Raw genomic sequence first — 17,594 nt, 5'->3', positions numbered from 1 at the left:
AAATATTTCAGCTTATGGCTGCTTTATAAATTTTATGTTGTTGATAAATTCTTGTGATGATAGAGTTAATAGGTATATACCATCAGTAGCCCCTGTTAAAGAAATTGGATAAATGTTTTCACCTTCTTTAAGTACAACTTGTTGGCTGTATACTTTTTGGCCATTTAAATTACAAACACTTATAGTACCCTGTAGCTGCCTTTTAGCATGAATAACTGCATGATACTCATTAGGAGACAATTTATATATATAGCTCGTATTTATATTTTCTAAACTATAATTAACAACTTTAGGCCCGTAATATTCATATTTACCATTAAAATCTATTTGCTTTAAACGGTAGTAGTTATTTCCATTGAGGGGATTATTATCAATAAAATTATAAGTTAAAGTTCTGTTGCTATTGCCAGCTCCTTCTTTTTCACCTATTTTAACAAATACCCCATTATCATTGGCTCTTTCTATCTCGAACCTAGCGTTATTAGACTCTAATGTAGTACTCCAATTTAGACTTACGCCATTGGAAACTCTTCTGGCATCAAAACCTATTAAAGAAACTGGTAGAACTGCCGGGTCATTTAAATCGGCTAAAAAGTTTGCATATCTAAGATCATCTAAGATAATCTCTCCGTCTGCATTAGAATTGTTATTAACGATAAGAGAAATAAAATCTAGTTTAGCATCAGCTGGTAAGCCAGTAGCACTAAAATTATGGCTACCGCCTGTTGTAGTTAAACGTGTATTATTAACCCATAAATGATATGTACCTGCTGCTACTGTATAGCTTTGCCCAGCAATAGTATAATTTAGGGCTTGTATGGTGTTATTACAAAACATCCTTATATTAAATTCATTACCATTGCTTAAACTTACACCAGAAATATTGTTATAAGTACCTGTAGTCCCTACTCTTGTAGCAAAATTATAGCTTCCATTTGATTGTGGTTGCCATCTAATTACAGCAAAAACAGGGTCTGTGTTCACTAAATTTGAGCCACTTGAGCCTGCGGTAGTAGCTGCGCCATCTCCAACTAATAATTGATAAGTACCATTAGTACCAGATACAAATTTCACATTCATACTTAGGCTAAATAAATTAGTCGCTATTCTTGGTGTTTGGTTAGTAGCACCAATATTGGTGATATAAAATTTGTTAACACTTCCTCCAGTTGCAGGATAAATAGCCAATCTAGCTCCATTACTTCCGCTAGAAAAATTTGTACCCGATGTAACTAACCTAAAACCTCCATTTGCGTTACTATTAACTCTAATAGTAGCATTTTGACCCTCGCCAGGAGAAGTTAAGGGATTTGTACCACTACCTGCAGCACCACCTGTATATGTAGCTGCCCCTATTGTAAATGTTGCTGCTTGTGTACCAAAATTATATTGCCAGATAGCATTAGATGCACCTGCAAATGGGATATTAGTGGTATTAACAAGTATAGCATTAGAAAAAGCCGAGTTCGTTACTCCATTAGCTCTTACTCTATACCAATAATTTACACCCGCTGTTAAGCCTGTTAATTGAAATGTATTAACATTAAAATTTGTTGTTGTTAAATCAGAAAAACCAGTAGTTGCACTTGTTGTTGATACTTGTATGGTGTAACCAGTATCATGGCTTACATCTGCCCAAGAAAGATTAGCAGCAGTTGGACTAACAATTGAAGCAGATAAACCCATAGGAATAGCCGGGCTAGGGGTGTTAGTAGGGACATACCTTCCACCGCTCCATAACCTTATATTACGCCATTTAACCTCAGAATTTACAATACCATTTGTAGAAGTCTCATCTTCTCGACCATAACAACCATATTTAAAATAATTATCAGCATTGTTGGGGTCAAAATTTTCTGATAAGGTTAAGGCTAAATTATCATTAACAAAAATGTACACTTTACCTGCTGTATTAGCTGTTTGTTGCTCGTGTATAACATTAATTTTTACTTCTTGATTTAAAATATTAGTAGCTATAGTTGTGCTTCCTAATACATCAAATGTTCCATTATGTACTACTCTTAAAGTTCCATTATTTGAAAACGCATCTCCCCTTATTTGTAATAATGTAGCTCTTTGTGTTACTCCATCACTTTCTAATAATCCACCAAAAATTTGAAAGACAGCATTATCAGCAAAAACATTATTATTGATAGTTACAAAACCTTCAAACTGGCGTGAGCCGGTAGTATAATCATCTTGAACTCTAATTTCTGAACGATTACCTGGAAATTTATATAATGTGAATGTGTGGGTCTTATCTGATCCTATTTGTGTATAAGCATAACCCGCAGTTGTATTAGTGCTAAAACTTGAAGAATTGACACCATTAATATCAAGAAATCTAGCGGCTCCATTATTCCAAGTTGTAATATTTGGGCTACCTAAAGTATAATTTTGTAAATGAACCCTATGCCTTGCTTCTTCTTGCGCTGTAATATCTAGCCAGTTTATCCCTTGTTGGGCTTTTGAAGAAGAAACAAAATATGCGAGATTAAAAATTAAAATGATGAGTAATTTTGCTTTCATAATAAATTTAAGTGTCTTGATGCATGAATTGAAATTATTTAACCAGTAGCATCCTTCTTAATAGACGAATGATTAAATAGATTTCATTGAAATAATTGGTTTTTCCGTTTAAGGATTATCTCAAATATCAAGATTAAAAAGAATGAAAAACTAATCTACATTAGCAGATTTATCATTCAAATTAGCTTTAAACTTAGTTTTCAGCATACTTTAGAGCATAAAAAAAGGCATCTACCATAAGTAGATACCTTCCTTAAATCATGAATAAAGAAACTTATTTATTTCCGTTGTATGCCCTTAGCATCCAACTGGTTTTTTCTTGGAATTTCATAAAGCCTGTAATCATATCGGCAGTACCTTCATCATTCGCATTTTCTGATGCATTTTCTATGATTTCTCTTTCTAAATCAATAAGGGTTTTATAGTCTTGTAATATAGCATCAACCATTTGGGCAGGTGCTAATCCTTCTGTTTCTATCTCTTTAATTTGAGCAACTTCTACATAGCTTATGAAAGTACTGTATGGAGATTTGCCTAAAGTTAGAACACGTTCTGCAAGCTCATCAATGGTAAGTTGGGCGTTATTATATAATTCTTCAAATTTTACATGAAGGGTAAAAAAATCATTTCCTCTAACATTCCAATGGCAGCCTCTAAGTTTCTGATAATGGACCTGATAATTTGCTAATAAATCATTCAGTTGGTCTACTAATGCTACTACTTTTTTGTCGTTCAATCCTATTTTATTTGTTGCCATAATCTATAAGTATGATTTAAATTAAAAGGTAATTAGCTAAGAGATTTTCTAACTACCAGATTATAATTTTCAATCTTACTTACAACAATATTCGTTCCGTTCTCAATAAAACCATCGTTAGAAACAGCATCGTACCAGTTTCCATCTATTTCTATTTTACCTGATGGGCGTAAATCGGTTTTAGCAAAACCAGTTTTACCGATAAAATTCATATCTGGTTTCCTTACCTGATAGCCTTGTGTAGCCTGTTGCTCATCCTCTAAAACCAATCTTTTAAACATTTTAGATTTAAGGATATTACCGCCAAAGAAAGCACCAACTACAACAGCCCCAATCATAGAGAGGAGAACCAGTAAGAAAGAATTGGTTAAACGCTCTCCACTAGTTACGTTAAAATCAAAAAAATCATTCAAAATAAGGCTAAAAGCCAATCCGCTTATAATCATGACAATGCCTAAAATACCAAAAATTCCGAAGCCGGGGATAAGAAATATCTCTAATACTAATAAAGCTATCCCTACAATAAATAATAAAATCTCCCAGTTATCTGCTAAGCCTTCTAGATACAAAGGGGCAAAGAAAAGTAATGCCGCTACTACAGAAACAAGTAATGCGAAACCAATGCCGGGTGCTTGTAACTCAAAATAAATACCTCCAATAATCAATAAAATTAAAACACCACTTACTGCTGGGTTAATTAAAAAGCCTATAATCTTATCTGTTAAGGTGGGTTGATAGACTTCCAAATCATAAGATTTCAAGCCTTCTTTGGCTAGTAATTCTTTTACAGAACTTGCTTCTGCATTACAAAAACCATTAGCAATAGCTTCTTTAGTTGTAAAAGTGAGTACTTTTCCTTTAGGTTTAATATTGGGTATTTCTAAATCTGGATCAACAAAACCTTCTGCAATTTTAGGATTCCTGCCTTTACTTTCTGCTGTAGTACGCATTAAGCCACGCATATAAGACTGATATTTTTCTGGCAACACCTCCCCTTCTGCATTTACTACACTTGCTGCACCAATACTAGCTCCTTTATGCATATAAATTTTATCACAAGCTATGGCAATTAAAGCTCCTGCTGATGCGGCATTGTTATCAATAAAAACAACAGTCTTCATAGGTGCTGTTAAAATAGCAGAGCGTATAGAGTCTGCATAATCCAGCATCCCACCAAAAGTATTCATGTGTATCAATAAAACATCAGCATTTTGTTGTTTAGCGTTTTCCATAGCAATTCTGGTAGTGCGCCAAGCAGCTGGGTTTATTTCTTGTTTTAAATCAAACTGGTAAACTTTTGGTTGCGCCATAGTGTATTGACTGCATATTAAAACAGTTATGAACAAGTAAAAGATATGCTTCATGATATTAATTTCTATTTTTGATTAAGATGTTAAATAAAGATACATTAAAGCCCTTATTAAAACAGCAGATTGATGGAATTATCTGGAAATTAGTTTTAGATGATGAGCAAAACTGTTTAGCCATTGAAAGTAGAACTTTAACAAAACAAGTATTATTTTCTGTTTATGATTTTAACCAAAAATGCTTTCTTATCCTTAACTATTCTTTTGAAGAAAAGTGGCAATTAGGATTATTAGCTCTATATCAACATAAATTGATATTACATGGTTTTGAGAATGAATTTGCACCTACACAAAAAAATATCTTAGTCTTTAATTTAGTTGATAAGAATATAGGGTGGGAAAACTATAGTCATACTGCCCAAGCTATTTGTAAAGAAGGCATTATGGCTTATAATGCCAGAATAATGCCTCGTAAACTAGAATTATTAGATTTAAACACAGGCTCTTCTTTAGGATATATTAAAGCTAATGAAACTTTACAGCAGCTACAAAATCATATTATTTTACCAGATAACAAGCCCGAAGAAAATATCTGGGAAACAGCGCAACAATTAATTTACAAAGACCTTTTTATAAGAAGTTTATATCTTAAAAACAAAGACAGCTACACTCAAATAATTGAAGTTTATGATAAAGAAAACAATATTTTACTTTCTGATATTTTAAATGACAATATACAAAAACTAGTAGAAGACACGTTCTTTGTGTGGCTCGGCAAACTGGTTTACATCAGAAACAAATCAGAAATTGTGAGTTATTTACTATAATTGCAAAGTTTTTCAGAGAAGACCTTAATACATGAAGCTTAAAAAAATCTTGTTAATAACCTTTTCTATACTATCGTTTTCTGCATCTGCAACTACTATGGTAGATTCTGTAGGTGTAGAAAATTCTGCCGGAAAAAAAGTTATCCTACATAAAATAGAACCTAAAGAAACCTATTATGCTTTAGGCAGAAAATATAATGTTACGCCAAAAGCTATTATGGATTTTAATAGTAATGCCCCACTTAGCATTGGTCAAATTATTAAAATACCAACAGATAGGCCTTTTGCAGAACAAAAACCTGTAAGTTTTAGTTCTTCATCAAATACCACACAAAATAACGGCAAAAAAGAAACTACCCACGTAGTACAAGCTAAAGAAACATTATATAGCATAGCAAGCAAATACAATATGCGTGTTGATGATTTAAAGTTATTGAATAACTTAAAAACATCTGCCTTAAGCATTGGCCAAACTTTGAAAGTTTTGGTAAATGATGAAGTTAGCTTAAAGCCAGAAGTGGTTAAAAATACACAAACAGGTAAACCAGAGGTAGTGAGAGAGCAAATCACTAAACCTGAACCCAAAATTAAGTATCTAGATTCTACGGATTCAAATTCAGGCATAGAAATACCAAGAAATAGATACGGTATTACCGAAAAAAATGAAAAAGGTATTGCTGTTTGGATAAATGATGAAAACCTAGACGCTACCAAAAGCTATGCTTTACATAAACTTGCTCCGGTGGGTACTATAGTTAAAATCACTAACCCAATGACCAACAGAAGTGTATTTGCAAAAGTTGTAGGTAAATATACCGAGAATGAAACCACCAAAGATGTTATTATTGTGATTACCAAAGCAGCTTCTGATGCTTTAGGTGCGCTAGATAAAAGGTTTTTAGTAAACATTACATACGGACTTCCAAATGAACAATAAGCCTTTTGTGATAGGGGTTGCTGGAGGCAGTGGCTCGGGAAAAACGTTTTTTTTAAACTGTTTTTTAAATCATTTTACCCCAGAGGAGGTTTGTTTAGTTTCTCAGGATGATTATTATATCCCGGTAGGTGATTTATCTGCTGAAGAAAATAAGCTTTACAACTTTGACTTACCTTCATGTATTGATATTGAGGCTTTTGAAAGAGATATCACCAGCTTATTAAATTACCAAACCGTTTATAAAAAAGAATATACTTTTAATAATAGCAATGCGGTTCCTAAAATCTTAGAAATTAAGCCTGCTCCTATTTTAATTATCGAGGGATTATTTATTTATCATTACCCAAGCGTAGACCCGCTTTTTAACTACCGTATTTTTATTGATGCGGCCACAGAAATTGCACTAGAAAGACGCTTAAATAGAGATTTGGTAGAAAGAGGATATTCTGAAGAAGATGTGATGTATAAATGGGAAAACCATGTGATGCCTGCTTATGAAGAATTTCTATTACCTCATCGTAACCGTTGTGATAAAATAGCAGATAACTCTACCAATGAGCTTAGGAATATTCTTGATTTAACAGACGAAATATCTCAAGAACTACGTTTGAAGTTGAATATGTAGGCTTTAAAAAGTCTGGAGGAATTAATTCTCATAAAAAGCTCAATTATCGAAATCACTTCAATGTATGACTAAAGAGCCTAAAAATACAGCACTAGGATTTATATTTATCACCTTATTGATAGATGTTACTGGTTTAGGTATCATCATTCCGGTACTGCCTACTCTTATTTCCGAACTCATCCATGGAAATATTAGTGAAGCAGCAAGTATTGGCGGCTGGCTAACTTTTGCTTATGCTTTTGTGCAATTTATTTGCGCTCCATTGTTAGGAAATTTAAGTGACAGATACGGGAGAAGACCTGTTCTACTATTTTCTTTATTAGGTTTCGGGATTGATTATTTACTACTAGCTTTTGCCCCTACCATAGGGTGGTTATTTGTAGGACGCATTATTGCCGGGTTTACCGGAGCAAGTTTCACAACAGCTTCTGCCTATATTGCTGATGTTAGCACACCCGAAAAAAGAGCTCAGAATTTTGGTTTAATTGGTGCTGCCTTTGGTTTAGGCTTTATCCTAGGGCCAGTGCTTGGCGGTGTTTTAGGTCAGTTTGGATCTAGAATACCATTTTTTGCTGCTGCAGGTTTAAGCTTTTTAAATGTTATTTACGGATATTTTGTACTGCCAGAATCTTTACCAATAGAAAAAAGGCGCCCTTTTGATATTAAAAGAGCAAATCCACTAGGTTCATTATATCAATTAAAAAAATATCCAGCTGTATATGGTTTAGTGCTTACCCTTATCCTCATGTATATTGCCAATAACGGTTTACAAAGTACTTGGTCTTTTTATGGGATGGAAAAATTTAAGTGGAACGAAGCTTGGGTGGGCTACTCCTTAGGTTTTGTTGGTTTGATGATTGGAATTGTACAAGTAGGCATCATTAGGTGGGTAATTCCTAAATTTGGGCAAGAAAAAAGTTTATATATAGGATTAGCTTTTTACAGCCTAGGCCTACTATTATTTGCTTTTGCTGCAGAAGGATGGATGATGTTTGCCTTTATCATCCCCTATTCTTTAGGAGGCATAGCCGGACCAGCACTTCAAAGTATTATTAGCGGTTATGCCCCAACAAATGAACAAGGCGAACTTCAAGGAGCCTTAACAAGTTTAATGAGTGCCACAACCATTGTAGCACCACCGGTAATGACTAACCTTTTTGCTTTCTTTACAGGAGATAAAGCACCATTTATTTTCCCCGGAGCACCATTTTTTGTTTGTTCTATTCTGGTTTTGATTAGTGTTTTTACCGCTGCAAAAAGCATGAGAACACATGCACCAAAAAGTTAAAGATTTTGTATTCTTGTTTATGCTTTTAAGCCTTCACTATTTCGTTAAAGAAACCATTCTTAAAACTGTTGATTTTTTCTATCCAATCTTCAGGAAATTTATGCCGCTACAAACTTACCGTTATGCTGCTTGTGGAGGTTCAAACACCGCTTTAAACATTTTAATTTACTTTGTATCTTATAATTTCATTCTAAAAAAACAAATTGTTCATCTACCGTTTATTGCCATAAGCCCACATATTGCAGCATTCTTAATAGCCTTCTTTATAACCATGCCCATAGGCTTTTATCTAAACATGTTTGTGGTTTTTAAAGGCTCTTACCTGCGTAGAAGAATACAATTTGTAAGATACTTTATGGTGGTGATGGCTTGCGTAGTTTTAAACTATTTATTTTTGAAACTATTTGTAGAACAGTTTGGCTGGTATCCTACCCCTTCTGCAATTTTAACTACAGTAATCATTATAGGTTTTAGTTATTTATCACAAAGACATTTCTCTTTTAGGATTAAAAAATAAAAAAGGCCCAAATTTTTTCGGGCCTCTGATATAAAATATTGTATTATTAAAACTGTCTAAACCCGCTTCCTCCTCTGCCACCACGTACCATTTGGGTTTTATCTAGCATACTCATCTGGCCTTTCATCATTTTAATTTGCTCTGCTAAAAGCTTGTTCTTATCAGCTTTCTCAGCTTCTTTTAATAATCTTTGTGCTTCACGCTTATTTCTTTTACCCATCTCTACACCGGCCAAACTTAAGTTCGCTAAAGCAATGTTATGATCCATTGTTAAACCAAAAGACAGCGCTTTTTTAAAGAACTTTTCTGATTTCATCGGAGATTTTCTAGATTCTATTAAACCTAATAATAAATGATAATATCCCCACTGACCTTTAAACAGCTCTTTCTCATAATCCTTAATACTATTTAACCAAGATTCTGCTTTTTCCATGTTTTCTTTTCTTAAAAACCACTGTGCCAAAAGCATTTTTTCGTTAAAGATATAGGTAATAAAAATCAAGATAGAAATGAAGATTAACAGAATTCCCCAACCCCAGTAAGAGAAAACAATTAAGGTAATGGCGGCCCCAAGAATTAAAGCCCCTAATATAATTCTAATGAAATTTGGCATGTCAAATGTATTTAATATACTTTAGTGGCTGCAAATATCGTTTATTTGAGCTTTTAATCAATAAAAAGATAAAGAAATATGTCTGTACAATTAGAATCCTCTTGGCTGGCTGTATTAGGAGAAGAATTTGAGAAAAATTACATGCTGCAATTAAAGCAGTTTCTTCAAGAAGAAAAGCAAAAAGGAAAAACTATTTATCCACCTGGTGCAGAAATATTTAACGCTTTCAATTTAACTCCTTTTGATGACGTTAAGGTGGTCATACTTGGTCAAGATCCTTATCATGGCCCTGGACAAGCTCATGGTTTATCGTTTTCTGTTAAAGAAAACATGAAGTTGCCACCATCATTACAAAACATTTACAAAGAATTAAGTGACGATATTTCAGGTTTTAAAATCCCTTTTCATGGTAATTTAAGCAGTTGGGCAAAACAAGGCGTATTACTTTTAAATGCTACTTTAACGGTAGAAGCTACTAAACCTGGCTCACACCAAAATCAGGGATGGGAAATGTTTACTGACGCTGCCATTAAAGCCTTATCACAGCATAAAGAGAAAATCGTTTTTATTCTTTGGGGTAAATTTGCACAGCAAAAAATCGCTTTAATAGATGCTCAAAAGCATTTTATTATCAAATCTGCTCATCCATCACCGTTCTCTGCTTATAACGGTTTTTTTGGTTCTAAACCATTTAGTCAAACCAATACTTATTTGCTACAACAAGGTAAAGAAGCTATTAATTGGCAAATAATTTAGATTAATGCAAACTAGTAAATAAGATTAACCGTAAAACCATAAAATAGAACTAATTTTGTATTTATAATTAAGCAGCTTGAATCTACCTATAAGCAATCTTATAAAAAAAAATTACCGTACCCTGTTTGCATCTTGCTTACTTATGATTGTTCTATTTATGAGCATCAGAGAAAGTTATTTGCTGTTTCATACACTGGTAGAGCTATTTTCTGTTACAGTTGCTTTTGCGGTTTTTATTGTTACCTGGAACTCCAGAAAAATTCTTGACAATAACTATCTCTTTTTAGTAGGTATAGCATATTTATTCATTGGTATACTGGATATTTTACATGCCCTTACCTATAAAGGGATGAACATCATCAAAAGTACTACCTTTTATGCTAACCAATTTTGGATAGCCACACGTTTCTTAGAAAGTATTACTTTACTGGTAGGCTTCTGGTTCTTAAAGCGTAAACATAGGCTTAACGCCGATTACATTTTTATCATCTACCTATTAATCAGCAGCTTACTTATTTCATCTATCCTTTACTGGAAAAATTTCCCTATTTGTTATGTTGAAGGTATTGGTCAAACTGCTTTTAAAATTTACGCTGAGTACATCATTATATTCATATTAATATCAGCTTGTTATACATTAGTTAAAAGACAAAATTATTTTGATTCAAAAGTTTTTAAACTGCTTTTTGCTTCTTTAAGTTTCTCTATTCTAAGCGAGTTTTGTTTCACGCTGTACCTTACTAATGATGGTGTTTTTAATCAAATTGGGCATTATGGCAAACTTATCTCTTTCTTTTTAATATATAAGGCAAATGTTGAGACCAGTTTTCTTAACCCAACAGGCATTTTGTTTAAAGGATTAAAAGATAAGGAAGAAAGCTACAGAACTTTAGCAGAAAATCTTCCGGAACTTATCATCCGTTTAGATAAAAATTTTAGGTGTATTTACACAAACAGTGCATTAAGCAAATTTACAAACCTTAATAGTCAGCATTTTTTAGGTAAAGCATTATTTGCCATGGGTTTACCTGATTATTTTGAGCAAGCCTTAATGGAAATCCTATTGAGTGCCCAAAGAGATAAAAGCTTGAAAGAAACAAAGCTAGATATCGTTTTAGACTCTAAAACTTATTTTTTTGCGATACAAATTGTACCCGAATACATATCAGACAATGAAATAGAAACTTATCTGATTATTTGTTATGATATTACCCAACTTAAAAACACCGAGAATCATTTACAAGAACTAAATGCTACTAAAGATAAATTCTTTTCTATCATTGCTCATGATTTAAAAAACCCTTTTAATGCTTTAATCGGTTTTAGCGAATTGATTTATAAGAACACCGAAAAATACAGTACAGAACGTATCCAGCAGTTGGGATTAAGAATGTATACCAGTGCCAAACAAGCGTTTAATCTATTAGAGAACTTACTAAGTTGGTCTAGAATACAAACTGGTAACCTTGTACCAAAAATACAAACCCTACATGCTGTAGATTTATTAACAGAAACCCATCAGCTATTTTTAGCTGCCGCTGATGCTAAAAATATCTCCATCAATCTAAATTATAGAGAGTTTATTTATGTTAATGCCGATAGGCAAATGTTAAATACCGTTTTACGTAATTTAATAACCAATGCCATAAAGTTTACACACCCAAATGGTAAAATAGAGCTTAAACTAGAGACAAAAAATCAAGAAGTACTATTTAGTATTAGCGATAATGGTATCGGGATAGAAAAAGGTTACCTTGATGAAATTTTCAAGATAGAAAACAGATACTCTAAACCCGGTACAGCCGATGAAAAAGGAACCGGTTTAGGTTTAATACTAGCTAAAGAATTTATAGAGCTGCACAACGGAAAAATCTGGGTAGAGAGTGAAATTAATAAAGGAACAACTTTTTACTTTACGCTTCCTAGCCCCCTTACTTAGTAAAACTAGTACTCTAAAGGGATGATAGGCTCTTTTTTACTGGTAGACATAATCATCATGGTTTGGAAAGTCTTCACCACAGATATTCTACTAATTTTTTGCATAATCAATTGCTCATAAGCCTTTATATCTTTTACATAAGCTTTTAAAATAAAATCGCATTGGCCGGTTACATGGTGACACTCTGTAATTTCTTTTATGGCGTTAACCTCTTCTAAAAAAACAGTAATGGTATCATTCTGATGGAAGTCTAAAGATACCTGTATAAAAGTTTTAATTCCTAAGCCTAGCTTTTCCTCATCTACCAAGGCATGATAACTTTTAATATAGCCAGAGTGCTCTAGCTTTCTTACCCTTTCTAAAGTTGGTGCCGGAGATAAACCAATCATTTGCGAAAGCTGCAAGTTGGTAATTCTACCATTTTCTTGCATAATTTTAAGAATGTTTAAATCTATCTTATCCAGTTCCATAACCTTAAATTTTATACAAATTTAACTTTTAATCCTTTAAACCAAATAAAATTTCACAAAACAACTTATATCAGGATAATAATTGGTTGAAATTATTTTTAGATTAATCTAAAAATATAATTAGATTTGTAATAATAATATTTTAGAATCATGATTACTTCATTTACAGAAGAGAACTATTTAAAATCTATATATCATTTATCTCCAGATGAAGGCACAGCTGTAAATACCAATGCCATTGCAGAGTCTTTAAATACAAAAGCAGCCTCTGTTACAGATATGCTTAAGAAACTTGCTGATAAAGAATTTATCAATTACATCAAATATCAAGGGGTTACTTTAACGCCTTTAGGCAGAGAAAGAGCTTTAAATATCATCCGTAAGCATCGTTTATGGGAAGTTTTTTTGGTAGAGAAACTTAATTTTAAGTGGGATGAAGTACATGATTTAGCCGAAGAATTAGAGCATATACATTCTGATTTATTAATCAATCGTTTAGATGAATTTTTAGAATTTCCTAAAACAGACCCACATGGTGATCCTATCCCTGATAAGCATGGCAAATTTAACGTTCCGGAACTTATACCAATATCAAAACTTAAGAATGAAACTTCAGGAATTATTAGCGGTGTGAGAGAACACTCGCCCCTTTTTCTAAAATATCTTGAAAAAACCGGACTTGTTTTAGGTCAGGAGATCAAAATTAAAGAGCAAATAGAGTTTGATGGCTCTTTTATCATTTCTATCAAAGAAAACGACATCATGATTAGTAGAGAAGTAGCAAAAAATTTATTGATAGCTATATGAACCAAAAACATACAGAATCTTTAAGTGAGGTACATAGCAGTATCAAAACCGAAAAAAAAACAGGTTGGAGAAAAATTTTAGCCTTCATTGGGCCTGCTTATTTGGTTAGTGTTGGCTATATGGACCCAGGAAATTGGGCAACAGATATAGCTGGAGGCTCTCAGTTTGGATATAAACTGATATGGGTTTTACTGATGTCTAACTTAATAGCACTTTTATTACAATCATTAAGTGCTCGCTTGGGTATAGTAAGAGGTTTAGATTTGGCACAGGCGTCTAAAAAAGCTTATCCAAATTGGGCTAATATTCCGCTTTATATTTTAGCTCAAATAGCCATTATAGCCTGTGACTTGGCAGAAATTATTGGAATGGCTATAGGTCTAAACCTACTTTTTGGTATACCATTAATTTGGGGCATCAGTATCACCGTTTTTGACACCATTCTTCTACTATTTTTATTAAAAAAAGGTATGCGCAGCATGGAAGCCTTCATAGTATCTATGGTTTTTATAGTTGGTATTTCTTTTTTGATGGAGATGATTATTGTACAACCACAGTTAAATGATGTTGTAAAAGGATTTATCCCTAGCAATTTAAATGGCAGTGCGCTTTACATTGCTATAGGTATTATAGGCGCAACAGTTATGCCTCATAATTTATACCTACATTCTTCTTTGGTACAAACACGTAAAATAGAACGTAGTAGCAAAGGCATAAAAGAAGCTTTAAAATTTAATTTAATTGATACTACTATTGCGCTTAATCTAGCTTTTTTAGTTAATGCAGCTATTTTAATACTCTCGGCAGCTGCTTTTTTCACCAATGGGTTTAACGAAGTTGCAGAGATACAAGACGCACATAAATTATTAGGAAATATATTTGGTAACGCAGCACCAACACTTTTTGCAATTGCACTTATTGCATCAGGACAAAGTTCTACCATAACAGGTACGCTAGCAGGGCAAATTGTAATGGAAGGACATTTAAATTTACGTATAGCACCTTGGCTAAGAAGGTTAATTACTCGTTTATTGGCTATTACTCCTGCTTTTTTTACCATTATTTATTTCGGAGAAGAATCTTTAGGTGCACTTCTTATTTTAAGTCAGGTGGTGTTAAGCTTACAGTTAGGTTTTGCTATCATCCCACTCATCCATTTCAATTCAGATACTAAGCTCATGAAAGAATTTGCCATTAAGACATGGGTTAAAATTCTGGCTTGGCTAAGCGCAGTTATCATCATCAGTTTAAACGTAAAACTAGTTATTGATGAAATTAGCGGATGGATAGTAAGTGCTGGCGAAAATGCTTTTTGGTTATATATAACTGTAATTCCTTTAGCTATTGCCATTGGCTTATTATTGTTATACATCATTATTAAACCATTTTTCCCCGCACAAGACAAGCAAATAGCTGTGCCACATGGTAGCGCTATAAGCTTAGCAGATTTGAACACTCCTATTTACCAAAATATTGGTATTAGTATAGATTTTTCTGAGAACGATAAAAACGTTATCAGACATGCTATTTTACAAGGTGGCAAGCAGGCAAGTTATACCCTTATTCATATTGTTGAGACAGCCGGAGCCCGTTATCATCAACAAAATGTGATGGATATGGAAACCATCAGCGATGAGGAAAATCTTAAACAATATCAACAAAACTTAAAAGATTTAGGCTTTAACAGTACCTATAAAATTGGCTATGGCTCTACCTCTGGTGCTATCGCAAAAATTGTAAACAAAAGCGAAATAGACTTCTTAGTAATGGGTGCGCATGGCCATAAAGGTTTTAGTGATTTATTATTTGGTTCTACAGTAGATGCAGTAAGACATCAGGTAAACATACCTGTATTAGTGGTAAGAAAGTAAGATGAAAAACCTATTTATATTATCGTTTTTAATATTTCCCGCAGCTGTTTTTGCACAAAAAGCCGATATTTATGGGAGAGTTTTTGCTTCAGGCATGCCTGTAAAACAAGCTATCATTAAATTAGATAAGAGTTTAAATTATCAAATTACAGATAGCTTGGGTATATTTCATTTCAAAGATGTTACTCCGGGCGAGCATAACATCAGCGTAAGCTTATTAGGCTATAAAAATTATAAAAAATCTATTTCGGTTAAACCGGATGAAAACATATCGTTAGAAATACAGCTTAATAACGATGATTTAGGCTTAAATGAAGTGGTAGTAAGCGCCACCCGATATGGTGTATCCAGAAAGGAGGCTCCGGTTGTGGTTAATGTTATTGGTGCTAAACTTTTTAATGCTACACAATCTTTAAGTTTATCAGAAGGTTTAAATTACCAGCCAGGTGTAAGATTAGAAAATAATTGTCAAAATTGCGGCTTCACCCAAGTAAGATTAAATGGATTAGAAGGTGCATATTCGCAAGTTTTAATCAATAGCAGACCAATTTTTAGTGCTTTAAGTAGCGTTTATGGTCTAGACCAAATCCCCACCAGCATGATAGAACGTGTTGAAGTAGTGAGAAGCGGAGGATCGGCACTTTTTGGGTCTAACGCCATAGCCGGAACCATCAATATCATTACCAAAGACCCCATTTTAAACTCATGGGAAATAGGTTCTAACATAGCTTTAATAGACAGAAAAACGCCAGACCATGTTATAAACTTCAACGGAAGTTTAGCTGCGGAAGACTTAAAAAGTGGTGCTACTTTTTACGGAATGTTTAGAAATCGCTCTCCTTTTGATGCCAATTTAGATGGTTTTACAGAAATAACCCGAATGGAGAACAATACTTTTGGTGGTAAAGCCTTTTTGAAACCTAGCGATAGAAGTAAAATAACTTTAGATTTTAGCGCTATCAATGAATTTAGAAGAGGTGGAGACCGTCTACATCTTGCCCCTCAGTTCACCGATATTACAGAACAACTAAACCATCAAATTTTATTAGGTGGGTTAACTTTTGACCAATACAGTAAAAATCTTAAAAATAAATACTCTGCCTATATATCAACGCAAAGAGGCAAAAGGAACAGTTATTATGGTGGTTTAGGGGGAAGTTATACCGCAATAGATAGCACTAGAGCTAATAATGCTTATGGTTTTACTGATGATATTTCTGTGGTAGGAGGCTTCCAGTTTACTAAAAACTTAGAAAACACCTCGGTTTTTGTAATGGGTGCAGAACTACAACATAATCAAGTTGATGATGAAATTGCTGGCTATAACAGATTAATAAATCAATCTTTAACCACACTTGGTTTATATGCGCAATACGAATGGAAACCCAATGATAAACTAACGGCTTTGTTAGGCAGTAGATATGATTTAACCCGTGTAAACGGCAATTATACTTTACAAAATATTTTCAGAAGCTCTAACTTAAATAAAGGTGTATTGAGCCCTCGTTTTACCTTACTTTATAAATTTAATGAAGATTGGCAGTTTAGAGGAGGTTATGCCCGAGGTTTTAGAGCTCCACAGGCATTTAACGAAGACATGCATATTTCATCTGCAGCAGGCGAGCAACGGTTTGTAATTTTATCAGAAAACCTAAAAACAGAATTTTCTGATGCTTTTACAGCATCTTTAAGCTATGCTTGTACATGGGGAAATACACAAGTAAGTTTCTTAACAGAAGGCTTTTATACAACTTTAAAAAACCAGTTTGTTACCATTAATACAGGTACCTCTTTAGGAAACGGAACTATTTTAGAAGAAGTAAGTAATGGCGAAGGTGCTTATGTAAGTGGTGCAAATTTCGAGCTTAATATAGTACCATCGGCAAAGTTTAATTTGCAAGCTGGTGGTACATGGCAAAAAACAGCCTATAACACCCCACAAGTTATTTATGATAATCCGGATGATTTAACCAACACAAATGTTAGTATTACCGAGTTTTTAAGAACACCACGTAGCTATGGCTACCTAAACAGCAATTATAAGGCTACACAAAAATTAAGTTTTGATATGAGTGCAGTTTACACTGGAAACATGACCGCCGCCAGAATTATTAATGCTAACGGTTTACCTCAATTGATAAACACCCCACGTTTCTTAGAGTTAAACTTAAAAAACAACTATCAGTTTAAGCTTAAGAACATCATGATAGATTGCAGTTTAGGTGTTCAAAACATATTTAATAGTTTCCAAAAAGACTTTGACACAGGCCCTACCAGAGACTCTGATTATGTTTACGGACCAGCCAGACCAAGAACATTTTATTTAGGCTTTAAATTTAGGAGTTTATAAT

15 protein-coding genes are annotated in these 17,594 nt (G+C 33.5%); 10 read left to right on the top strand and 5 right to left on the bottom strand.

Annotated features, from left to right (window positions below):
- Positions 1-12 precede the first annotated feature (12 nt).
- From GJJ64_RS14080 to GJJ64_RS14070, 3 genes are all read right to left on the bottom strand, one after another.
- Complete coding sequence (locus tag GJJ64_RS14080) at positions 13-2,529, bottom strand: fibronectin type III domain-containing protein (RefSeq protein WP_154288411.1); 2,517 nt, start codon at positions 2,527-2,529, stop codon at positions 13-15.
- Positions 2,530-2,803: 274 nt separating this feature from the next.
- On the bottom strand, positions 2,804-3,286 hold the full coding sequence (locus tag GJJ64_RS14075; protein ID WP_154288410.1) for a Dps family protein: 483 nt from the start codon (positions 3,284-3,286) through the stop codon (positions 2,804-2,806).
- A 32-nt stretch (positions 3,287-3,318) separates the two neighbouring features.
- Complete coding sequence (locus GJJ64_RS14070) at positions 3,319-4,650, bottom strand: NfeD family protein (protein WP_154288409.1); 1,332 nt, start codon at positions 4,648-4,650, stop codon at positions 3,319-3,321.
- A 26-nt stretch (positions 4,651-4,676) separates the two neighbouring features.
- Here GJJ64_RS14070 and GJJ64_RS14065 point away from each other — a divergent pair, with 26 nt between their 5' ends.
- The 5 genes from GJJ64_RS14065 to GJJ64_RS14045 all read left to right on the top strand — a co-directional run bounded on the left by GJJ64_RS14065 (position 4,677) and on the right by GJJ64_RS14045 (position 8,787).
- Positions 4,677-5,420, top strand: coding sequence for a DUF4905 domain-containing protein (locus tag GJJ64_RS14065; RefSeq protein WP_154288408.1), 744 nt, complete (start codon positions 4,677-4,679; stop codon positions 5,418-5,420).
- 31 nt (positions 5,421-5,451) lie between these two features.
- Entirely contained in the window at positions 5,452-6,357 is a 906-nt protein-coding gene (locus GJJ64_RS14060) for a DPBB and LysM peptidoglycan-binding domain-containing protein (RefSeq protein ID WP_154288407.1), read from the top strand.
- A complete protein-coding gene (locus tag GJJ64_RS14055; protein ID WP_154288406.1) occupies positions 6,347-6,982 on the top strand; it encodes a uridine kinase family protein in 636 nt (211 codons plus the stop codon). The genes GJJ64_RS14060 and GJJ64_RS14055 overlap by 11 nt, the downstream gene beginning before the upstream one ends.
- 64 nt (positions 6,983-7,046) lie before the next feature.
- On the top strand, positions 7,047-8,270 hold the full coding sequence (locus GJJ64_RS14050) for a TCR/Tet family MFS transporter (RefSeq protein WP_154288405.1): 1,224 nt from the start codon (positions 7,047-7,049) through the stop codon (positions 8,268-8,270).
- On the top strand, positions 8,254-8,787 hold the full coding sequence (locus tag GJJ64_RS14045) for a GtrA family protein (protein ID WP_229655550.1): 534 nt from the start codon (positions 8,254-8,256) through the stop codon (positions 8,785-8,787). The genes GJJ64_RS14050 and GJJ64_RS14045 overlap by 17 nt, the downstream gene beginning before the upstream one ends.
- 46 nt (positions 8,788-8,833) lie before the next feature.
- Here the strand turns inward: GJJ64_RS14045 and GJJ64_RS14040 are convergent, their stop codons facing one another.
- Entirely contained in the window at positions 8,834-9,400 is a 567-nt protein-coding gene (locus tag GJJ64_RS14040) for a tetratricopeptide repeat protein (RefSeq protein ID WP_154288404.1), read from the bottom strand.
- A 78-nt stretch (positions 9,401-9,478) separates the two neighbouring features.
- Between GJJ64_RS14040 and ung the strand changes: the two genes are divergently transcribed.
- Together ung and GJJ64_RS14030 are read left to right on the top strand one after the other, a co-directional pair.
- Entirely contained in the window at positions 9,479-10,156 is a 678-nt protein-coding gene (gene ung / locus GJJ64_RS14035) for a uracil-DNA glycosylase (protein ID WP_154288403.1), read from the top strand.
- 157 nt (positions 10,157-10,313) lie between these two features.
- Entirely contained in the window at positions 10,314-12,095 is a 1,782-nt protein-coding gene (locus tag GJJ64_RS14030) for a sensor histidine kinase (RefSeq protein WP_229655549.1), read from the top strand.
- Between the two features lie 5 nt (positions 12,096-12,100).
- Here GJJ64_RS14030 and GJJ64_RS14025 read toward each other — a convergent pair whose 3' ends face one another.
- Positions 12,101-12,565, bottom strand: coding sequence for an Lrp/AsnC family transcriptional regulator (locus GJJ64_RS14025; RefSeq protein ID WP_039447626.1), 465 nt, complete (start codon positions 12,563-12,565; stop codon positions 12,101-12,103).
- Positions 12,566-12,715: 150 nt separating this feature from the next.
- On the opposite strand from GJJ64_RS14025, the gene GJJ64_RS14020 reads away from it, so the two are divergent.
- Genes GJJ64_RS14020 through GJJ64_RS14010 form a run of 3 tightly spaced genes read left to right on the top strand, consistent with a single transcriptional unit; the run spans position 12,716 to position 17,593 of the window.
- The gene (locus tag GJJ64_RS14020; RefSeq protein ID WP_154288401.1) at positions 12,716-13,372 is read left to right on the top strand and encodes a metal-dependent transcriptional regulator; all 657 of its coding nucleotides are present in this window, start codon (positions 12,716-12,718) and stop codon (positions 13,370-13,372) included.
- A complete protein-coding gene (locus GJJ64_RS14015) occupies positions 13,369-15,243 on the top strand; it encodes an Nramp family divalent metal transporter (RefSeq protein WP_154288400.1) in 1,875 nt (624 codons plus the stop codon). The genes GJJ64_RS14020 and GJJ64_RS14015 overlap by 4 nt, the downstream gene beginning before the upstream one ends.
- A gap of 1 nt (position 15,244) precedes the next feature.
- Positions 15,245-17,593, top strand: coding sequence for a TonB-dependent receptor (locus tag GJJ64_RS14010; RefSeq protein WP_154288399.1), 2,349 nt, complete (start codon positions 15,245-15,247; stop codon positions 17,591-17,593).
- The last annotated feature ends 1 nt before the right edge of the window (position 17,594 follow it).

The organism is Pedobacter puniceum (assembly GCF_009674685.1).
GTDB classification, from domain to species: Bacteria; Bacteroidota; Bacteroidia; order Sphingobacteriales; family Sphingobacteriaceae; genus Pseudopedobacter; species Pseudopedobacter puniceum.
This window is presented reverse-complemented; position numbering and strand designations above follow the sequence as displayed.

Coding starts and splice junctions, on each gene's coding strand:
- GJJ64_RS14020 (WP_154288401.1), top strand. CDS start 12,716: ATGATTACTTCATTTACAGAAGAGAACTATTTAAAATCTATATATCAT.
- GJJ64_RS14030 (WP_229655549.1), top strand. CDS start 10,314: ATGAGCATCAGAGAAAGTTATTTGCTGTTTCATACACTGGTAGAGCTA.
- GJJ64_RS14075 (WP_154288410.1), bottom strand. CDS start 3,286: ATGGCAACAAATAAAATAGGATTGAACGACAAAAAAGTAGTAGCATTA.
- ung (WP_154288403.1), top strand. CDS start 9,479: ATGTCTGTACAATTAGAATCCTCTTGGCTGGCTGTATTAGGAGAAGAA.
- GJJ64_RS14065 (WP_154288408.1), top strand. CDS start 4,677: ATGTTAAATAAAGATACATTAAAGCCCTTATTAAAACAGCAGATTGAT.
- GJJ64_RS14050 (WP_154288405.1), top strand. CDS start 7,047: ATGACTAAAGAGCCTAAAAATACAGCACTAGGATTTATATTTATCACC.
- GJJ64_RS14060 (WP_154288407.1), top strand. CDS start 5,452: ATGAAGCTTAAAAAAATCTTGTTAATAACCTTTTCTATACTATCGTTT.
- GJJ64_RS14015 (WP_154288400.1), top strand. CDS start 13,369: ATGAACCAAAAACATACAGAATCTTTAAGTGAGGTACATAGCAGTATC.
- GJJ64_RS14045 (WP_229655550.1), top strand. CDS start 8,254: ATGCACCAAAAAGTTAAAGATTTTGTATTCTTGTTTATGCTTTTAAGC.
- GJJ64_RS14040 (WP_154288404.1), bottom strand. CDS start 9,400: ATGCCAAATTTCATTAGAATTATATTAGGGGCTTTAATTCTTGGGGCC.
- GJJ64_RS14080 (WP_154288411.1), bottom strand. CDS start 2,529: ATGAAAGCAAAATTACTCATCATTTTAATTTTTAATCTCGCATATTTT.
- GJJ64_RS14010 (WP_154288399.1), top strand. CDS start 15,245: ATGAAAAACCTATTTATATTATCGTTTTTAATATTTCCCGCAGCTGTT.
- GJJ64_RS14070 (WP_154288409.1), bottom strand. CDS start 4,650: ATGAAGCATATCTTTTACTTGTTCATAACTGTTTTAATATGCAGTCAA.
- GJJ64_RS14055 (WP_154288406.1), top strand. CDS start 6,347: ATGAACAATAAGCCTTTTGTGATAGGGGTTGCTGGAGGCAGTGGCTCG.
- GJJ64_RS14025 (WP_039447626.1), bottom strand. CDS start 12,565: ATGGAACTGGATAAGATAGATTTAAACATTCTTAAAATTATGCAAGAA.